The sequence below is a fragment of the Neobacillus sp. PS3-34 genome (assembly GCF_030915465.1).
Taxonomy (GTDB): domain Bacteria; phylum Bacillota; class Bacilli; order Bacillales; family Cytobacillaceae; genus Neobacillus_A.
The window spans coordinates 1,637,092-1,653,812 of record NZ_CP133267.1 but is presented as its reverse complement, the minus strand read 5'-3'; the positions used below and the strand labels follow the sequence as shown (position 1 = coordinate 1,653,812).

The window sequence follows — 16,721 nt, the reverse complement described above, 5'->3', positions numbered from 1 at the left end:
AAACCCGCCCCTAAAAATAGGGACGAGTTTAACTCGCGTTACCACCCTAGTTCTGCATATCAAAAATGCAGCGCTCGATCAGCGTACTACTATACGCGTTCCATTTAACGGCGGATATTCCGGCTTGGCTTACTTTTCAATATTCATGTTCAGCCGCGCATCTCGGAGATGATTTTCAAATGTTAATTGCCATCGGCTCTCACCATTCGCCGACTCTCTGAAAGCAAGGAAAACATTCTACTTTTCTCGTCACTGATTTTTTCAAAAATTACTGAAAACTCAGAATGTATTAAGTTATTTATGATTATATTATCTTTCAATAATTTTTCAAGAGGTAAATTTTAAACAGGAATTTCAGGAACCGCTTCCAATGCTTCTGTATAAGTTCTTACGCCTCATGAAAAAATTTTTGTGACATCTTTCCGAATTCGAATTTTAAGAGATTTATATCACATATTCCTTCATTTTCATTCTTTATAGTTAAAGTAACGAAAGAATGGAGGAACCGTGATGAAATCAAGGAGCTGGTATACCAGACAGATGAAACGAAAGCCGATTCAAGCAGTAAGGTTTGCCGTTCAGGCAGTGTTCATATTGTTTTTGTTATATGTGGGTTTGCGGTTTTATCAATTTTATATGCACTTTCAAACCTCCGGAGCTGAGCCGTTTGTGAACAGGCCTCCTGCTGTAGAGGGATTTTTGCCCATCAGTGCGCTTGTTGCCTTGAAGGTTTGGCTGACAAGCGGTGAGTTTGATAAAATCCATCCAGCCGGGCTGGTATTATTCTCTTTTTTCGTAGGTTCTGGGATTCTGTTCAGGAAGTCATTTTGCAGCTGGTTTTGCCCGGTGGGAACGATAAGTGAATGGACCGGAATGCTGGGGAAAAAGTTATTCAAAAAGAACTTTGATATGCCGAGATGGATAGCCTGGATTTTAACGCCATTAAAGTACTTGCTGCTCTTCTTTTTCGTGAAAATGATTGTATTCGATATGCCGATATTCGCGGCAAAGGATTTTTTAAACGATCCATACAATAAAATTTCCGATGTTAAAATGCTGCTCTTTTTCTTGAATATTGGCGGTTTTACATTGAAATTTATCATTGTCATGTTTGTCCTTTCGCTTTTCTTCAAGAACTTCTGGTGTCGTTTTCTCTGTCCGTATGGAGCCATTATCGGCCTGGGAACGATTTTTGGAATCACCAAGATAAAGAGAAATGAAGATACGTGCATCGATTGTGAATTGTGTACAAGAGTTTGTCCGCAAAGAATTAAAGTATCGAAGATTGATGTGGTTAGAACGCCTGACTGTACAGCATGTATGCAATGCGTCGAGGCCTGTCCTGTTAAGGATACGTTGAATATGACGGTTGTTAATAAAAGGGTGAATAAATGGTTTATACCTGTTGCATTTATAAGTGCCTTTATCCTCATCGTTGCCTTCGCCAAGCTGACAGGACACTGGAACACAATCATTTCATATGAAGAATTCAAACAATTAATACCTGGCGTTAATTCAATTGGTCACTAAAAGATAAAAGCTGCCCATCCAGCTGGGGCAGCTTTTATCTTTTAAGGCACATATACCAAATGGAGTGATTGTCCAAAAATAAGTAAATAGTAATAACTTTTTTATAAAAGTCACAGGTCATCCGCCCTTCCATATGATAGGTAGTAAGGAAAATGAGGGGATGAAAATGAGTAAGAACGAAATGGGCAATTACCAAAGATATATTCCATATAAGCCTTCTAGTTCTGTAATTAGGTCCGTGTTTCTATATAGGGCTTCGGTGAAAACGGTTGGAGGCGTCAAATGGGGTTACATTAATGGAAAAGGTGTCATAATCCTTCCTCCTATATATGATCATGCTGGTGATTTTCAGAATAGTTTTTTAGCCATTGTCCGATTAATGGAACGTGATGGGCTAATCGATACAAATGGATATTTTATCGCCAAACCAAAATATGAAACCATCCATCCTTTCTCGGAAGGACGGGCAACGGTTATAAATAGGGATAATTATAATGTAATGGATGAGTCGGGAAAAATATTAACAGAGAAGGAGTATCATTTCATCGGTGATTATAAAGAAGGAAGGGCATTGGCGGCGAGCCTTGATAATAAAGGGAATTATTTATATGGCTATCTCAATAGGTGGGGAAAGGAAGTCATTCCACTTGAATACGAATCGGCGACCGATTTTAATAATGGCAAAGCTGTTGTAAAAATAAAAAACGGTCCGTTTGTCCTTATCGGCCTGACTGGAAAGGTACTGCATACTTATCAATTTGCCCACGTTAGCAATTACTCAGAAGGGCTGATCGCGTTCCAAAGGGAAAAGAACGGGAAATTTGGATATATAAATGAACAAGGGAAAGTCGTAATTGAGCCTCAATTTACGTTTGCTGAGCCCTTTATCGAAGGAAAAGCGATTGTAAATGTATCGGAGGATTTTAAAAACAAGTATGGACTCATAGACTCTAATGGGAAATTCCTTATAAAACCTATCTATGAATCGATCATCAGCCTTGGAGAAAAGAGGGTTGCGGTCGGAAAGGCAATACACCCTGAACAGCCCTTTTTAGGAAAAAAATACGCACTGGCAGATACAGATGGAAATATGCTGACAGGATTTATTTATAACACAATATCCAGCTTTGAAAACGGCCTGGCTACGGCAACGAATAATCTTTATACATTTTTTATCGATCATGATGGGAAAAGGGACGCGACATTTCCTGCTCTGAGCGGCAGCGGGGTGCTCCAGGTGGACCGGTCCTTAATAAGAGGAGAGATTGACTTTAGGCTGTTTTATTTTGATAAAAAGGCCAGCTTGTATGGAGGCAAAATGAAATTATTCCTTTAAACGGCAGGTTTTCTGTAAGAGAGAAAAAGTATAAACCAAACAAGGATTACCTTGTATACTACCCGCAAATTGAAGGGATTGAAAACGAAAGGACCCGGGCAAGAGTAAATCAAACATTAAAGGAGCTCGCTGGTGTGAAGGAGGTTTCTCCTCAGGAACAGCTGGACTCTCATTATACAGGCGATTATGAAGTGGCATTTTATGAAAAACAGCTGGCAGTCATTGAAATTAACGGATATGACTATCCATTTGGTGCTGCTCACGGAATGCCGGTGAAAAAATATTCCCATATCGATCTTGTAACAGGAGAGTTTTTTCAATTAAAGGATTTGTTTAAACCAGGTAGCCATTATGTTAAGGCCATAAGCGACATTATAGGAGAACAGATAAAAAGTGATGAGAGATATTCGTATGTTTTTCCCGGTACCTACAAAGGGATCCGGCAGACCAGCCTTTTTTCATTTCAGAAGGCATGTTGAGTATATATTTCAAGCCATATGAAATTGCCCCTTATGTAGCTGGGTTCCCTACCTTCCAGATTCGATTTGAAGAGCTGTCAGATATTATTGACCGGAATGGGGTGTTCTGGGAATCATTCCATTAAGAAACAGCAGACAACAATCTGCTGTTTTTTGTTTTTTATATCTATACCTTAATTGACAAAGGGACAGTGGGAATTATATTTTTAAAATAGACTAAATTTTCATTAAATAAATACACTAGGGTTGCAGAAGGAGAACGGACATGAAAATCATTGATATCTCAAGAAAGCTGGAAAAAGGAACTCCGACATGGCCGGGAGATACACCTTTCAATTTTGAAGTTTCCTGGTCGAAAGAGGACAGTGGGTCTGTAAATGTCGGCAGGCTTACGATGAGTATTCATACTGGAACACATGTTGACGCACCGTTTCATTTTGACAGCGATGGAAAAAGGATTTATGAACTTGATCTAAATCTTTACATAGGTAAAGCCCAGATAATAGATTTAAGCGGAAAGGAGTGCATTGGGGCAGCTGATGTGAAAGGTTTATTAATAGACGGGGTTGAACGAATATTAATACGTACTGCTTCCTGGCAGGATACAGCAAAATTCCCTGAGAAAATTACTTTTTTGAAGGAGGATTTCCGCCGCACTTGGCAAAAAAGGGAGTCAGGCTCATCGGTGTCGATGTACCTTCTGTAGATCCGCTTGACAGCAAGGAGCTGCCGCCATCACAGCTTAAGTGAGAATGGGATTCATATCCTTGAAGCAGTTAATTTGGATGGCGTTCAGCCTGGAGTTTATGAATTGATTGCACTCCCGCTTCCGTTAGGGGAAGCTGATGGAAGTCCGGTCAGGGCTGTGCTGCGCACGGTCGATAGCCAATGAATTTAATTTGATAAGCTAATAAAGCTGTGTCCTATTGAAGGACACAGCTGCTTTTGTTAACAAGCTATGGAAAAACCATACAAGGATGCATTCTCATGAGTTCGCTTGAAATTAGCCGTTTACATGTTTCTTCCTGAAAAATAACCAGTAGCTTCCAAAAGCGATGAACATCAATAATCCGATAGAGCTTGGGACTAAATATGATTTTAACGATGGCTGTTCATTTTCCAGTTTTTTTGGCAGTTCTGCCTGTGGAGCTTTTTCATCGGCAAGGAGATGCGTAGTGGCTTCCCCGTTTTTCGGAGAAGAGTATTCCAAATGAGAGTGGGCAAATGCATGAGTCCCCAAGGAGGAAAAAAATAGCAATGCTGCTATTAACACCATTTTAAACATTATTCTCAACTCCGATATAGTACTAATGTCTGTTATTTATATTATCATTAATAGCAGCAGGGTAAGACGGACGCGGGTAATTGTTCACAATAAGTTCAAAATTCAAGTTTTTATTTTTGTCAAAATTTCTTCCGGATTTTGTGACTTAGAAGTTCACTCCAAAAGGTGGAACATGTCTACCCGATGTATAACCTCACTTTAAAAGATCAGCTGGACCCTTATTGATTAAATATCAGCCCTCTCCAAAATTAATTGAAATCCTTCTAAATCCAGCAATTGCGGCAGCGGAACTATAGACACCTTTATCCATGTAAGTTAGTATCAGTAAAGTACCGTTTTATTGAGTACGGATTAGAGATAGAATGAAAACCAATAATATAAAAAAGAAGATGTTTATATAAGGAGACATATATGTTAAATATTCAGGAATTGAAACCTTTTTTAAAGGAAGCTTGGGAAAAGTCAGGCTTCGGCACTCCAACGTCGATTCAAAATACAGCAGTTCCTATTGCCTTAAAAGGCAGTGACCTTATCGCTGAATCTCCGACAGGAACGGGAAAAACTCTTGCTTATCTGCTTCCACTCCTTCAAATAGTTGACGAGACAAATCAGGGGGTACAGGCGGTTGTGCTCGCATCCTCTCAGGAGCTTGTGATGCAGGTATACCAGGAATTCCAAAAGTGGTCAGAAGGAAGTGGGATTCGTGGTGCCTCATTTATAGGAGGCGCAAACTTGAAGCGACAGCTTGAAAAACTGAAAAAAGGCCTCAAGTTGTTTTTGGTACGCCTGGACGGATGTATGAATTGATCAAACAGAAAAAGCTGAAAATGCATGAAGTGAAAACACTTGTACTTGATGAAGGAGACCAGCTTCTCGTGCCTGAGCACATCGGCACAATCCGGAACATTGTTAAAAGTACAATGGCAAGCCGCCAGGTGATGATGTTTTCAGCAACGCTTAAAAATGAAACCGAACAGTTGGCACATGAAATGACCAGGGATGCCGAAGTAATCAGAATCAATAAAGAAGAAGAAATCCCTTCGGGTAAGGTAGAACATATCTTTTTTTCATGCGAACCGCGTGACAAAATGAAACTGCTTGAGAAAATAGCACGTCTTGAGGATATCAAGGTACTGGCTTTTATTAATGATATAACCGAAATTTCAGTTGTAGCTGCCAAATTGAATTTCAAGGAATTGTCTGTAGGCCTCCTGCACGGCGAGTTGAAAAAAATGGAACGGCAGGCAGCACTGAAAAATTTCCGGGAAGGCAAGCTGAAGATGCTAATAGCGACCGATGTTGCAGCGAGAGGCCTCGATATTCAAGGTGTTACTCATGTCGTTCATATCGACATGCCAAAGGATATAAACCAATACATCCACCGTTCAGGTCGGACTGGCAGGATGGGGGCAGATGGAACGGTCATTTCACTTGTCACTGACAGGGAAGAGCGTGAATTAAAGCAATACTGCCGAAAAATAAATGTGCCAGTCAGCAAAAGGGTATTTTATAAAGGCCAAATAGTGGCAGAGGAAAATCGTAATCCTGCAAGAATAAACAAGAAATAGCTCTGTGGCCATGCTAATCAGCATGGCTTTTATTTATTAAAATACAGGTGATTTTCATTTAACATCGAATCATTTAAGGGAGGGGGGAATAGCTAAGATGGAAAATAAGAAATTAAAAAAAATGTACGATGAATGGCTTGAGGAAGCAACGATAGCAGAAATGCAGAGGAAAATGGAAAACGGTGAGATTTCCTCAAAAGAACTTGTCATGATGTACATGCATCGCATTTCTGCTTACGACCATAACAGGATCAATTCTGTGCTTGAAATTAATCCTGATGCGCTGCATATTGCAGCCTCACTTGATGCGGAGCGGAAAAAGTTCTGCCACGAAGCCTTCTTCATGGGATTCCAATTTTAATAAAAGACAATATTGATACGAATGATAAAATGCATACCAGTGCAGGCTCATTAGCTCTTAAGGATTCTATTGCGCAACGTGATTCGTTTGTTGCCGAACAATTAAGAAAAGCAGGCGCGGTTATCCTTGGCAAAACCAATATGACCGAATGGGCAAATTTTATGGCAGAAAATATGCCAAGCGGCTATAGTTCCCGGGGCGGTCAGGTCATCAATCCTTATGGGCGGAGAATTTGATGTCGGCGGATCCAGTTCAGGCTCAGGCGCGGCAATTGCAGCAAACTTAGCAGCCGCTGCGGTTGGCACAGAAACTTCGGGCTCTATTTTGAATCCTTCCTGCCAAAATTCACTCGTCGGTATTAAGCCAACGGTTGGATTAATCAGCAGACGGGGCATTATTCCAATCGCTCACAGTCAGGATACAGCGGGGCCAATGGCAAGGACCGTGGAGGATGCTGCTGTCCTTCTGAACGCATTAAAAGGCAAGGACATGGAAGATTGCATTACATGGTCAAGTCCTCATTCTGAAATCGATTTTATTGACCATTTAATTAAGGATGGTTTAAAAGGAAAAAGGATCGGAATCGCACGGAAAGGATTTATCCAACTTTTGAGCGAAGAAAAGCAGCAAATTTTTGAAGAGGCAGTAACGGCCTTAAAGTCATCAGGCGCGGAAGTTATCGATAACATTGAAATCCTTTCAAGCAAGGCAGAGTGGAAATATGATGTTTTGACACACGAATTTAAGGCGGATGTAAATGCTTATTTAAGCACCCTGCATCCTTCTATTCCTGTCCGAACCTTAGCGCAGGTGATTGAATTCAATGAGAAGAACGAAGATGAAATGCTGAAATATGGACAGGCGGTATTGCTGGAATCTGAAGAAACCAGTGGCAGGCTGACTGAGGCTGCGTATGTAGAAGCATTGGAATTCGACAGCTATCATGCAGGAGAACAAGGAATAGATTTTGCCCTCCATGAGTATGGCCTGGATGCCATCTTGTTCCCTAGCGATGAAGGCTCCCATATCAGCGCAAAGGCGGGATATCCTACAATTGCTGTACCTGCCGGATATACATCTGCCGGAGAACCTACAGGGATTACGTTTGCGGGAACTGCATATAGTGAACCAGCATTAATCGAAATTTCTTATTCCTTTGAGCAAATGACCCAAAAGCGTCGTCCACCAATGATTGTGTTGGAATAAGCAAACGACTTTTAAAACATACTACTTTTGAAACAGTAAAAAGGAGCTGGTATGTGTGGGTAAAACAAAGCTGGGCAACAAAAATGCACAGAGAAACAATAATAGTAAGGTCGGAAAAACAAGCTCTGAGCTGGTCGAATTTTCAACTGGCGAAGATTTAAAAAGAAATCGGCCGAAGGATAAATAAACAGGATTTTTTTGTAGATTAAGCCAAAACCCCTCCTGCCCAGGAGGGGTTTATTTTGATAGTCCTATTCTTCTACTTTCTTTAAAGGATCGAGTGCCGGACCTTCAACCACATCTCCTGCATATGAAAAACGGGAGCCATGGCATGGGCAGTCCCACGTTTTTTCGGCGTGATTCCATTCGCATTCACAGCCCAAATGTGTACATGTCGTGTCGACAAGATAGAGTTGCCCGTTCTCGTCCCGGTAGCCTCCAGCTCTTTTTCCATTATACATAACCACGGATCCTTCTCCATTATGAAGATCGCCTGGATCCTTTGGAACAAATTCAAGCTTGCCTTTTAGCAGATGCCCTGCGACATCGGCGTTTGCAGTAAGCAAATTCTTTAAGCTCGGATCCGCATTGAACCGGGAAGGGGAATAAAGTTCTTTATATAAGTTCTCACGGTGTAAAACATAATCGCTGAGAAGATGTGCTGCGAGAATGCCGCTGGTCATTCCCCATTTTTTATAGCCTGTTGCAACCAGGATATTTTCCTTCTTCTCTGTTATAGGGCCAATATAGGGCATTTTATCAAGTGTGATTAAATCCTGGGCGGACCATCGGTAAGAAATAACCTCTGTTCCAAATGTTTCTCCGGCAAACTTTTGTAGGGCATCATAGTGGGAAATCGTATCAATTCCCTGCCCGGTTTTATGTTTTTCACCTCCAATGATCAGCAGTTTTTCACCGCTTTCTCCATAGGGAGTGTAGCGGATCGAACGGGAAGGCTCGTCCACGCTTATGTACATTCCTCCAGGATACTCACTTTCAGTTTTAATGCCGATTGCATAGGATCTTTCTGCATACATCCTCGCAAAATAAAAGCCCATCCCATCATAGAAAGGGAAATGAGAGGAAATGAGTACCTTGCTGGCGGTAACTCTATTGCCATCCCGGGTTACTACCTTTGGGTGTTCGTCTTCAATGTCCTCCATTTCCATTGCTGTGGTGTTTTCATAGACAGCACAGCCAGAACGGACAGCTTCCTTCAGGAGACCTGTCAGGAATTTAAGAGGATGGTATTGACCCTGGTTTTTCATAAATAGAGCATTTTTTATTTCAATGGGAAAAGGGATACTTTCAGACAGGTATCCATCAATGCCAAGCTTTTGGTAGGCCTCCCATTCCTTTTCAATTTTCTTTGCGTATTCGTCCGTTGTAGAGTAAATACAAGCATCCTCAGGGCTGAAATCACAGTCTATTCCTTTATCATTTGAAGTGTTTTTGATAAAATCAAGCGCTTCAATATGGGATTGATAATACAACCTTGCCTTTTCTTCACCTAAGTGACTAATGAGTTCATCGTAAAATAAGCCATGCTGGGCGGTTATTTTGGCAGTGGTATGTCCTGTCGTTCCGTTTAAAACACTCCCAGCTTCTAACAGGGCAACCTTAATCCCCTCTTTCGAGAGCAGATACGCAGCAGTAATGCCGGTTATGCCCGCACCAACGATGGCCACATCAACAGTGATATCTTCAGCCAATTTTTCATAGGCAGGCAATTCAATTTCACGCCAATAGGTCCTTGGAAAATGTGAGTTGTGTTCAGATGTGCTCATAAATGTTCCTCCTCAAGTTTGTAGGTCGATGTTTGTTAATATTCCCATCCTTGGAAAAATGAATCATAAGTAATGATTGAAATTCAATTGCCTATATTTGTAAAGGAGTTTTGGCAAGCTTTATAATAGGGAAAAATAAACCTGTACTGAATGGGAGAGTTAATATGACGGAAATTTGGTCTGCCGAGCGCAGCTTAACCCCAGAAGAAGCGGAAGGAATCATTTCAATGCAATTTCCTCAGCTTGCACCTTTAAATATTAATATTTTAGGAGAAGGTTTCGATAACACTGTTTTTATGGTAAATAAACAATATGTTTTCCGATTCCCGCGAAGAAAAGTGGCAGTAGAACTACTGGAAACTGAGAGAAAGCTTTTGCCACAGCTTGTTCGGATGTTAAAGATGCCGATTCCGGAGCCTGTTTTTCTAGGGATGCCAACAACGAACTATCCATGGACATTTACAGGGTATAAGTCTGTAAAAGGAATCACACCAGGGGTCTTAACCATAGAACATAGGAAGCAATCTGCAGGCGCACTGGCTGAATTTTTAAAAAGCCTTCATAGCTTTCCAGTTGATCAGGCCCATCGTTTGGGAGTACCTTTTGACGAATATTACCGGTTGAGCATAGAAAAAAGAAAATGCCGGCTGGAGGAAAATATCGAAAAAGCTATCCAGGGAAATCTGCTGCCTGAACAGCAGAATGCCATAATGGAGTATGCAAACTCATTAGAGGACATCAAAGTGAGTCCGATTAAGATGCTTGTCCATGGAGATTTACATTTTAGGAATGTTGTCATCGATGCTGAAGGGTTAATCTCTGGTGTCATCGACTGGGGAGATACTCATATTGGCCATCCAGCTGTTGATCTATCCATAGTCTACAGCTTCCTGCCATCAGATAGCAGGGATCAGTTCTTTGACGTATATGGACAGATTGATGAAGAAACCCAGCAGCTGGCTCAATTTAAAGGCATTTATACTTCATTGCTTTTATTGCTTTATGGTGCTGATAAAAAAAATGATGAATTGGTGGCAGGTGCCCAGGAAAGTTTGGCCCTTGCCCTCTCATAGAGGAGGAAAAAGAAGAATGGTACAGGAAATTCCCGTGACTAAAAATATCGACCGCCAAAGAGAAAAGTCAGAAAGGTTTGAGGTTGCTTTTAATCAAATTCATGAAAAACTAAAAAACCTTGTCAAATTTGCTGAAAATGACCATTTTTTGGAGCTTCTGCATAGGGCTAGGAATCAGCACTCTTCGATCCGGCATTATTTTGATGATTTAAAAAGCTACGCACGCCTCAGAAATGCTTTGGTGCATGAAAGGAGCAAGGCGAATTTTTATATTGCAGAGCCCCATACAGAGGTCGTCGAGCAAATTGAAAGAATTGCAGTGTTTTTGTCCACGCCGCCTTCCATCACTTCGATTGCTTCTGCAAAGGTAAAAACATATGAAGCGGATGAAGAAGTTAAGGATGTTTTACAGGATATGCAGAAATACTCTTTTACTCAATTTCCTATTTATAATAATGGACAATTTTCATTTTTGCTGACAGAAGGTGGAATGAGAAGTTATTTTACCTCCCGACTAAAAGGAAATACTATCGACTTAAGCGGACAAAAATTGAAGGATATAAGGCCATGTGAGAACACAAACACGGTCAAATTTGTTTCTAAAAAGATGAACATATTTGAGTTGGAGGATTTATTTGAAGAACGTGTTCAAAAGGGAGACAAGCTGGAAGCAGTCATTATTACCGAAAACGGCTCGGAAAAGGAAATGCCGATCGGCTTGATTAGCCCTTGGGATTTGATTAAGACCGAGAACAATTAACTTTTTCCTCTAAAATAAGAAAGCACGCCATGAGCGTGCTTTCTTATTTTTAGGGATGTGCTATTTTTTTTCGTTTTTAGTGTTGTTTGCATAATATTCTACTTTCTTGATATTCACCCCGACAAAGGTTTCGATAATAGATTGTCCGCCAGCAATGGATAAGATCAATATAAGAATGAATGCCATTTTGGGAAACAGCAGATAGGCGCCACCAAGAAAAATTGCACTCCAGATTCCCGCGCACCAATAGCATTTCAGAAGGTAGCCAAACATGGAGGTAGGTACCTCTTTTGACTTTGTTCCATTTTCAGTTTCCACTTTCACTTTTTTGACAAAAGGTCTTCTGATAAATTCGGTAATTTTATCAAAAACGATTAAATGTGTCAGTCGATAGCTGGCTAAAATCAGCATAATGTAGGTCATCCAAGAAACATGCTCCATTTTAATCCTCCAAAAATCTCATTTGTTATCCGTAATCCATTTTATTTTTTCCTCCCTTTCAGTTTCCCGCCAAGGAAACTCCTTAACCCTCAATTGGAATATTTCTTGAATACAATGCAAGTAAATTTTATTTTCTTAAAAATAATTCAGAAACCTGTATATTTTAGACTGAAAATCAAAAATATATATTCGGAGGAGGAGGAAAAATGAAAAAATCATATTTGTTCAGTTTGTTTAGTTTCTTATTTTTACTCTCATTGTTTTGCTTGCCTGGCGTATCATTCGCGCAGCAGTTGTATACTGTACAGCCTGGGGATTCTCTTTGGAAAATTGCTGTCCGCTTCCAGGTTGGCATTTCGGAAATCATTCAAGCCAACCCGCAAGTTAAGAATCCAAACTTGATCTATCCCGGAGAGAAAGTGAACATTCCCAGCTATGATGCAACTAAAAGCATTGAACAACAGGTCATCCAGCTGACCAATCAAGAACGGACAAAAAATGGACTGCCAGCACTTACGGCTGACTGGGAATTGTCCAGGGTTGCACGCTATAAGGCAAATGATATGAGAGACAAAAACTATTTCTCTCACACTAGCCCAACATACGGCGATCCTTTTACGATGATGAAAAACTTTGGGATTGCCTACAGATCCGCTGGAGAAAACATCGCTGCAGGACAGGCAACCCCTCAAATGGTTGTACAGGCATGGATGAACAGCCCAGGACATAGGGCAAACATCCTGAGCCGCAATTACACACGCATTGGGGTTGGATATTCAAAGGGTGGGGCGCAACGGTATTATTGGTCACAAATGTTTATTTCTAAATAAGATGGAAGAGGGTCAGTCCTTTAGGGCTGACCCTTTCTACGTCTCAGGTCTTATTTAAAAATCTGGCTGGAGTTCGTTATGAGATATTTGGAATAAAGGTAAGATGAAATCAAGAAAGGAAGGAGGAAACAAAATGAAAAAATTTGGTTTACTTATCGCAGGAGGGATCGCAGCGTTAGTGTTAATATCAACAATCGGCCCCATGGTAGGCTTGGCTGTCAGCCTGGTGATTCTGTACTTCATCCTGAAGCAATTTTTAAAGGCAGAAACGAAGAGGGGGAAAGTCGGTTTAGGAATCCTTGGATTTATCGTCCTGATGGCCTCCCCTTCACAATGCTCCAGCTATCATTGGAGCTATTGCGGCATATGTTCTCTATCTAGTTTATAAAAAATGGAATAACAAGACAGAAAGCGTTAAAGAAGAAAATGATCCCTTTATGAATTTTGAAAAGCAATGGAACGACCTGAAACATTATTAATTACTAACCAAAAACTATTATTTCTAAAGGAGAGATACCCATGTCAAACTTATTAACAAAAATTAAAAATGCTGTTTACGCCGATTTACATGAAGCACTGGATCAAAAGGAAAAGCAAAACCCTATCATGATGCTGAACCAATATCTGCGCCAGTGTGAGCAGGAAACGGAAAAGGTACGAAAGTTGTTGGAACGCCAAAATGCATTAAAAGAGGAGTTCACACGTGAGTATGACCATGCCGTTGAGCTTGCTGAAAAGCGGAAACACCAGGCGGACATTGCCTCCAAAGCTGGAGAAACAACCCTGTATGATTTTGCATCCCAAGAACATAGCCAATATGCGGAACGTGCCCAGCGTCTTAGCCATGTACTTCAACAGGCAAAGCAGCAGCTGGAGGAATTGGAAAGGAAATACGGGGAAATGAAGCATAAGCTAAAGGATATGAATATCCGCCGGATGGAACTAATGGGTCGAGAAAATATCACACGTGCCCATAATCGTATTAACAAAGTTCTTGAAGAAAATACGTTCTCAAAAAAAGCATTTTCTGGCTTCCAGGAAGCAGAAAGCTTTATTGACAGGCTAGAACATCAGGTCAATAGCTCCTATTATCGCAATACCATCGATGCTCGTATCGCCCAGCTTGAAAAAGAAATGAAAGTTGAAGAAAGCTAGTCCATTTTATAGGAAAAACATGGTATTCTAAAAAGGCGTGGTTCACACGTCTTTTTAGAAAATCGGCCAATGGGGGGAGGAAAGCGGATGTTTAGTAGACTTAAAGATGATTACCCCAGTTGGGTTGTATTAATTGGCAGCATTATATTAATTCTCGATGTAACCTTTTATAACAAAGGGCTTATCTTTTCCCTGTTTTTTTCAGGTTTAATGATTTATATTGGGCGGAAAAGGGCTTCGAAAAAAAAGGGAAAATTCCTTTTTTGGGGAGGAATCATCCTTGCCTGCTCCAGTATTTTTAAACTAGTGACCTTTAGATTCTTATTAGTAGCCATTCTTATACATTTTGTTATTCAGTTTGGACAGTCGAAGAAGAATCCTAAAAAAATAGATCCTATCATCCAAGAACCCAATCATGAGAAAACAAATGAAGCGATCATTAGAACCAAACCGCTTTTTGAAAATATCCTGTTTGGCAAACAAAAGACACCAGAACACTCTTTTGAGTGGAATGATATTAATATTCAAGCTGGTATTGGCGATACTGTGATTGATTTCAGCTATACGGTGCTTCCTAAGGGAGAAACAGTTGTTTTTATCCGTAATTTTATAGGCAATATCCGGGTGCTCGTACCATATGAAATAGAATTAAGCATTCATCATTCTGTAATAGCAGGCTCAACGACTATTTTTGGAATACAGGATAGCAGAATGGTTAATCAGGTTCTTCATGTGCAAACTCCTGGTTATGAACAAGCTGTACAAAAAATTAAAATCTTTACCTCACTTGCTGTTGGCAGTTTAGAGGTGAGCCGTATATGAGTATTTTGCAGCGTCAAATCGTTTGGGCTGCAAGTTTTGCGTTTTTGCTTGCCCTTGTTTTCTCGGCCGCCTATATAATAGTGTTTCCATTAGAGAGATGGTCTGATTTATGGAACCGGCATCTTATGGATATCCCGTTTGTCATTTTCATCCCTGTTATCAGTGTTTCGATTGGCATCCTTTTTGGTGCAGTCTCAGGTTTATATTGGAAGAAACAGCTTCATTTACTGGATCAGTCTCTTTTCCAGCTAGAAGAGGCAGGCACGCCGAGTTAAAAGAAATGCCGGTGAATACAGATTTTCAACCCATAACGCTTAGAATTGAGAAAATCGGAAAACAAATAGCCGAACAGGTCATGCTTTCCCAGCGCCTTGCCACAGAAAAGGTCGAGGATGTCGAAAGCCGTATTCAGGAGATTGTATCCCGTGAGCGCAACCGACTGGCAAGGGAGCTCCATGACTCTGTCAGCCAGCAGCTTTTTGCTGCTTCAATGATGATGTCAGCAATTAATGAAGTCCAAACTGAAAGAACCGACCGAGAAGCAAAGCAGCTAAAAATGGTTGAAGAAATGATTCATCAATCCCAGCTTGAAATGAGAGCATTGCTTCTTCACCTCAGGCCTGTCGCTTTAAAAGGGAAAACGCTTCAGGAAGGAATTGAAGAGCTGTTAATCGAATTATCTCAGAAGGTAACAATGGATATTCATTGGAAGGTGGAACCGTTCCCGCTCGATAAAGGGGTGGAAGACCATCTTTTTCGCATTCTTCAAGAGTCAGTTTCCAACACGCTCAGGCACTCGAAGGCAACCAGTCTTGAGGTCCTATTAATTAAACGTGAAGACCTTATCATTATGAGAATCGTCGATGACGGGATAGGTTTTCAAGAGGAAGAAAAAGCAGGCTCATACGGGATGCAGAATATGCATGAACGGGCAGTAGAAGTAGGCGGAACATTAAAGGTTGTCAGCGTAAAAAATAAGGGCACGCGCCTTGAAGTGAAGGTTCCGTCAATGGTAAATGGGGATGGTGCGAATGATTAGAGTAGTATTTGTGGATGACCATGAAATGGTGCGAATCGGTGTTTCCGCTTATTTATCGGCACAGCCTGATATTGAAGTAGTCGGGGAAGCAGATAATGGAAAGATGGGAGTGGAATTAGCTCTTGAACTTCGTCCGGATATCATTTTAATGGATCTGGTGATGAAGGAAATGGATGGCATCGAAGCGACAAAGCAGATTGTAGAGCAGTGGCCTGAGGCGAAGGTCATCATTGTAACGAGCTTTCTTGATGATGAAAAAGTCTATCCGGCACTTGAGGCAGGTGCGACCAGCTATATGCTAAAAACCTCCAAAGCAAGTGAAATTGCCGAGGCGGTACGCTCAACCTACCATGGGCAATCTGTGCTTGAACCGGAGGTAACTGGTAAAATGATGCTGAAAATGCGCCAGAAGAACCAGCATCTGCCCCACGAAGAGCTGACAGGGCGGGAGCTTGAAATCCTGCTGCTGATGGCAGAAGGCAAGACAAACCAGGAAATTGCTGACGTTTTATTTATAGCGTTAAAAACAGTTAAAACCCATGTCAGCAATATTCTCAGCAAACTGCAGGTACAGGACAGGACCCAGGCGGTTATTTATGCATTCAAACACTCAATGGTTGAGTAGCATATGTGAAAAAAAGCAAGTAGCGGAGCTAATTAAAACTAAAAACTATTGTAGAGAGCTTAATGATAATTACATTAGCTCTTTTATTTTGGCTGTTTTCGCAAAGAATGCTTTTTTCTGCACAAATTCTAATATTTAGAGTTTGTACCGAAATTCTCTGATTCGGACTCGACTGGCCTTAATTTGATTAAACCATCCCGAATAGATCTCTGATTCGGACTCGAATCCCCTTAATTTGATTAAACCTGTCTGAATAGACCTCTGATTCGGACTCGACTGCCCTTAATTTAATCAAACCTGTCCGAATAGACCTCTGATTCGGACTCGACTGCCCTTAATTTAATCAAACCTGTCCGAATAGACCCCTGATTCGGACTCGACTGCCCTTTTTGCCATCAAACCTGTCCGAATAGACCCCTGATTC

At 41.0% G+C, this 16,721-nt stretch carries 14 protein-coding genes, 5 pseudogenes and 1 other annotated feature; of the genes and pseudogenes, 16 read left to right on the top strand and 3 right to left on the bottom strand.

Translation table 11 applies throughout. The features are described from left to right. Window positions 1-15 precede the first annotated feature (15 nt). Window positions 16-262, bottom strand: a binding site (T-box leader). 248 nt (window positions 263-510) lie between these two features. From RCG23_RS08525 to kynB, 5 genes and pseudogenes are all read left to right on the top strand, one after another. Then, on the top strand, window positions 511-1,530 hold the full coding sequence (locus RCG23_RS08525; protein WP_308179351.1) for a 4Fe-4S binding protein: 1,020 nt from the start codon (window positions 511-513) through the stop codon (window positions 1,528-1,530). A 166-nt stretch (window positions 1,531-1,696) separates the two neighbouring features. Continuing rightward, window positions 1,697-2,866, top strand: coding sequence for a WG repeat-containing protein (locus RCG23_RS08520; RefSeq protein WP_308179350.1), 1,170 nt, complete (start codon window positions 1,697-1,699; stop codon window positions 2,864-2,866). Window positions 2,867-3,000: 134 nt separating this feature from the next. Then, window positions 3,001-3,345, top strand: a complete 345-nt coding sequence (locus RCG23_RS08515) for a hypothetical protein (RefSeq protein ID WP_308179348.1) — start codon at window positions 3,001-3,003, stop codon at window positions 3,343-3,345. Next, window positions 3,339-3,470, top strand: a complete 132-nt coding sequence (locus RCG23_RS08510; protein WP_308179347.1) for a DUF3298 domain-containing protein — start codon at window positions 3,339-3,341, stop codon at window positions 3,468-3,470. The genes RCG23_RS08515 and RCG23_RS08510 overlap by 7 nt, the downstream gene beginning before the upstream one ends. Before the next feature lie 140 nt (window positions 3,471-3,610). Continuing rightward, window positions 3,611-4,237 (top strand): annotated as a pseudogene (gene kynB, locus RCG23_RS08505) (arylformamidase). Between the two features lie 111 nt (window positions 4,238-4,348). Here the strand turns inward: kynB and RCG23_RS08500 are convergent. Further along, window positions 4,349-4,630: a hypothetical protein gene (locus RCG23_RS08500; protein ID WP_308179346.1), complete on the bottom strand. Its 282-nt coding sequence runs from the start codon at window positions 4,628-4,630 to the stop codon at window positions 4,349-4,351. A gap of 411 nt (window positions 4,631-5,041) precedes the next feature. On the opposite strand from RCG23_RS08500, the pseudogene RCG23_RS08490 reads away from it, so the two are divergent. The 3 genes and pseudogenes from RCG23_RS08490 to RCG23_RS08480 all read left to right on the top strand — a co-directional run bounded on the left by RCG23_RS08490 (window position 5,042) and on the right by RCG23_RS08480 (window position 7,952). Beyond that, window positions 5,042-6,198, top strand: a pseudogene (locus RCG23_RS08490) (DEAD/DEAH box helicase). 97 nt (window positions 6,199-6,295) lie between these two features. After that, a pseudogene (locus RCG23_RS08485) lies at window positions 6,296-7,765 on the top strand (amidase family protein). 55 nt (window positions 7,766-7,820) lie between these two features. Then, on the top strand, window positions 7,821-7,952 hold the full coding sequence (locus RCG23_RS08480) for a hypothetical protein (protein WP_308179343.1): 132 nt from the start codon (window positions 7,821-7,823) through the stop codon (window positions 7,950-7,952). A gap of 64 nt (window positions 7,953-8,016) precedes the next feature. On the opposite strand, the gene RCG23_RS08475 is transcribed toward RCG23_RS08480, so the two are convergent. Continuing rightward, window positions 8,017-9,552, bottom strand: coding sequence for an FAD-dependent oxidoreductase (locus tag RCG23_RS08475; protein ID WP_308179342.1), 1,536 nt, complete (start codon window positions 9,550-9,552; stop codon window positions 8,017-8,019). Window positions 9,553-9,716: 164 nt separating this feature from the next. Between RCG23_RS08475 and RCG23_RS08470 the strand changes: the two genes are divergently transcribed. Continuing rightward, window positions 9,717-10,625 carry a phosphotransferase gene (locus RCG23_RS08470; protein ID WP_308179341.1) on the top strand — a complete coding sequence of 303 codons (909 nt, stop codon included), beginning with the start codon at window positions 9,717-9,719 and terminating at the stop codon, window positions 10,623-10,625. Window positions 10,626-10,641: 16 nt separating this feature from the next. Beyond that, a complete protein-coding gene (locus RCG23_RS08465; RefSeq protein ID WP_308179340.1) occupies window positions 10,642-11,385 on the top strand; it encodes a hypothetical protein in 744 nt (247 codons plus the stop codon). 60 nt (window positions 11,386-11,445) lie between these two features. Here RCG23_RS08465 and RCG23_RS08460 read toward each other — a convergent pair whose 3' ends face one another. After that, window positions 11,446-11,826, bottom strand: coding sequence for a DUF1360 domain-containing protein (locus RCG23_RS08460; protein ID WP_308179339.1), 381 nt, complete (start codon window positions 11,824-11,826; stop codon window positions 11,446-11,448). Between the two features lie 206 nt (window positions 11,827-12,032). On the opposite strand from RCG23_RS08460, the gene safA reads away from it, so the two are divergent. From safA to RCG23_RS08430, 6 genes and pseudogenes are all read left to right on the top strand, one after another. Beyond that, window positions 12,033-12,656 carry a SafA/ExsA family spore coat assembly protein gene (gene safA / locus RCG23_RS08455; RefSeq protein WP_308179338.1) on the top strand — a complete coding sequence of 208 codons (624 nt, stop codon included), beginning with the start codon at window positions 12,033-12,035 and terminating at the stop codon, window positions 12,654-12,656. A gap of 133 nt (window positions 12,657-12,789) precedes the next feature. Beyond that, window positions 12,790-13,135 (top strand): annotated as a pseudogene (locus tag RCG23_RS08450) (flagellar basal body rod protein). A 40-nt stretch (window positions 13,136-13,175) separates the two neighbouring features. Further along, window positions 13,176-13,811 carry a PspA/IM30 family protein gene (locus RCG23_RS08445; RefSeq protein ID WP_308179337.1) on the top strand — a complete coding sequence of 212 codons (636 nt, stop codon included), beginning with the start codon at window positions 13,176-13,178 and terminating at the stop codon, window positions 13,809-13,811. Window positions 13,812-13,898: 87 nt separating this feature from the next. Then, window positions 13,899-14,633 (top strand): cell wall-active antibiotics response protein LiaF, encoded by a 735-nt coding sequence (gene liaF, locus RCG23_RS08440; RefSeq protein WP_308179336.1) that lies wholly within the window; start codon window positions 13,899-13,901, stop codon window positions 14,631-14,633. Next, window positions 14,630-15,672 (top strand): annotated as a pseudogene (locus RCG23_RS08435) (sensor histidine kinase). Before liaF ends, RCG23_RS08435 begins: the two are co-directional and overlap by 4 nt. After that, window positions 15,665-16,297 (top strand): response regulator transcription factor, encoded by a 633-nt coding sequence (locus tag RCG23_RS08430; RefSeq protein WP_308179335.1) that lies wholly within the window; start codon window positions 15,665-15,667, stop codon window positions 16,295-16,297. Before RCG23_RS08435 ends, RCG23_RS08430 begins: the two are co-directional and overlap by 8 nt. The last annotated feature ends 424 nt before the right edge of the window (window positions 16,298-16,721 follow it).

Bases quoted from the DNA above. Each gene is read 5' to 3' on its own strand.
- RCG23_RS08525 (WP_308179351.1), top strand. From the start codon at position 511: ATGAAATCAAGGAGCTGGTATACCAGACAGATGAAACGAAAGCCGATT.
- RCG23_RS08520 (WP_308179350.1), top strand. From the start codon at position 1,697: ATGAGTAAGAACGAAATGGGCAATTACCAAAGATATATTCCATATAAG.
- RCG23_RS08510 (WP_308179347.1), top strand. From the start codon at position 3,339: ATGTTGAGTATATATTTCAAGCCATATGAAATTGCCCCTTATGTAGCT.
- RCG23_RS08500 (WP_308179346.1), bottom strand. From the start codon at position 4,630: ATGTTTAAAATGGTGTTAATAGCAGCATTGCTATTTTTTTCCTCCTTG.
- RCG23_RS08475 (WP_308179342.1), bottom strand. From the start codon at position 9,552: ATGAGCACATCTGAACACAACTCACATTTTCCAAGGACCTATTGGCGT.
- RCG23_RS08470 (WP_308179341.1), top strand. From the start codon at position 9,717: ATGACGGAAATTTGGTCTGCCGAGCGCAGCTTAACCCCAGAAGAAGCG.
- RCG23_RS08465 (WP_308179340.1), top strand. From the start codon at position 10,642: ATGGTACAGGAAATTCCCGTGACTAAAAATATCGACCGCCAAAGAGAA.
- RCG23_RS08460 (WP_308179339.1), bottom strand. From the start codon at position 11,826: ATGGAGCATGTTTCTTGGATGACCTACATTATGCTGATTTTAGCCAGC.
- safA (WP_308179338.1), top strand. From the start codon at position 12,033: ATGAAAAAATCATATTTGTTCAGTTTGTTTAGTTTCTTATTTTTACTC.
- RCG23_RS08445 (WP_308179337.1), top strand. From the start codon at position 13,176: ATGTCAAACTTATTAACAAAAATTAAAAATGCTGTTTACGCCGATTTA.
- liaF (WP_308179336.1), top strand. From the start codon at position 13,899: ATGTTTAGTAGACTTAAAGATGATTACCCCAGTTGGGTTGTATTAATT.
- RCG23_RS08430 (WP_308179335.1), top strand. From the start codon at position 15,665: ATGATTAGAGTAGTATTTGTGGATGACCATGAAATGGTGCGAATCGGT.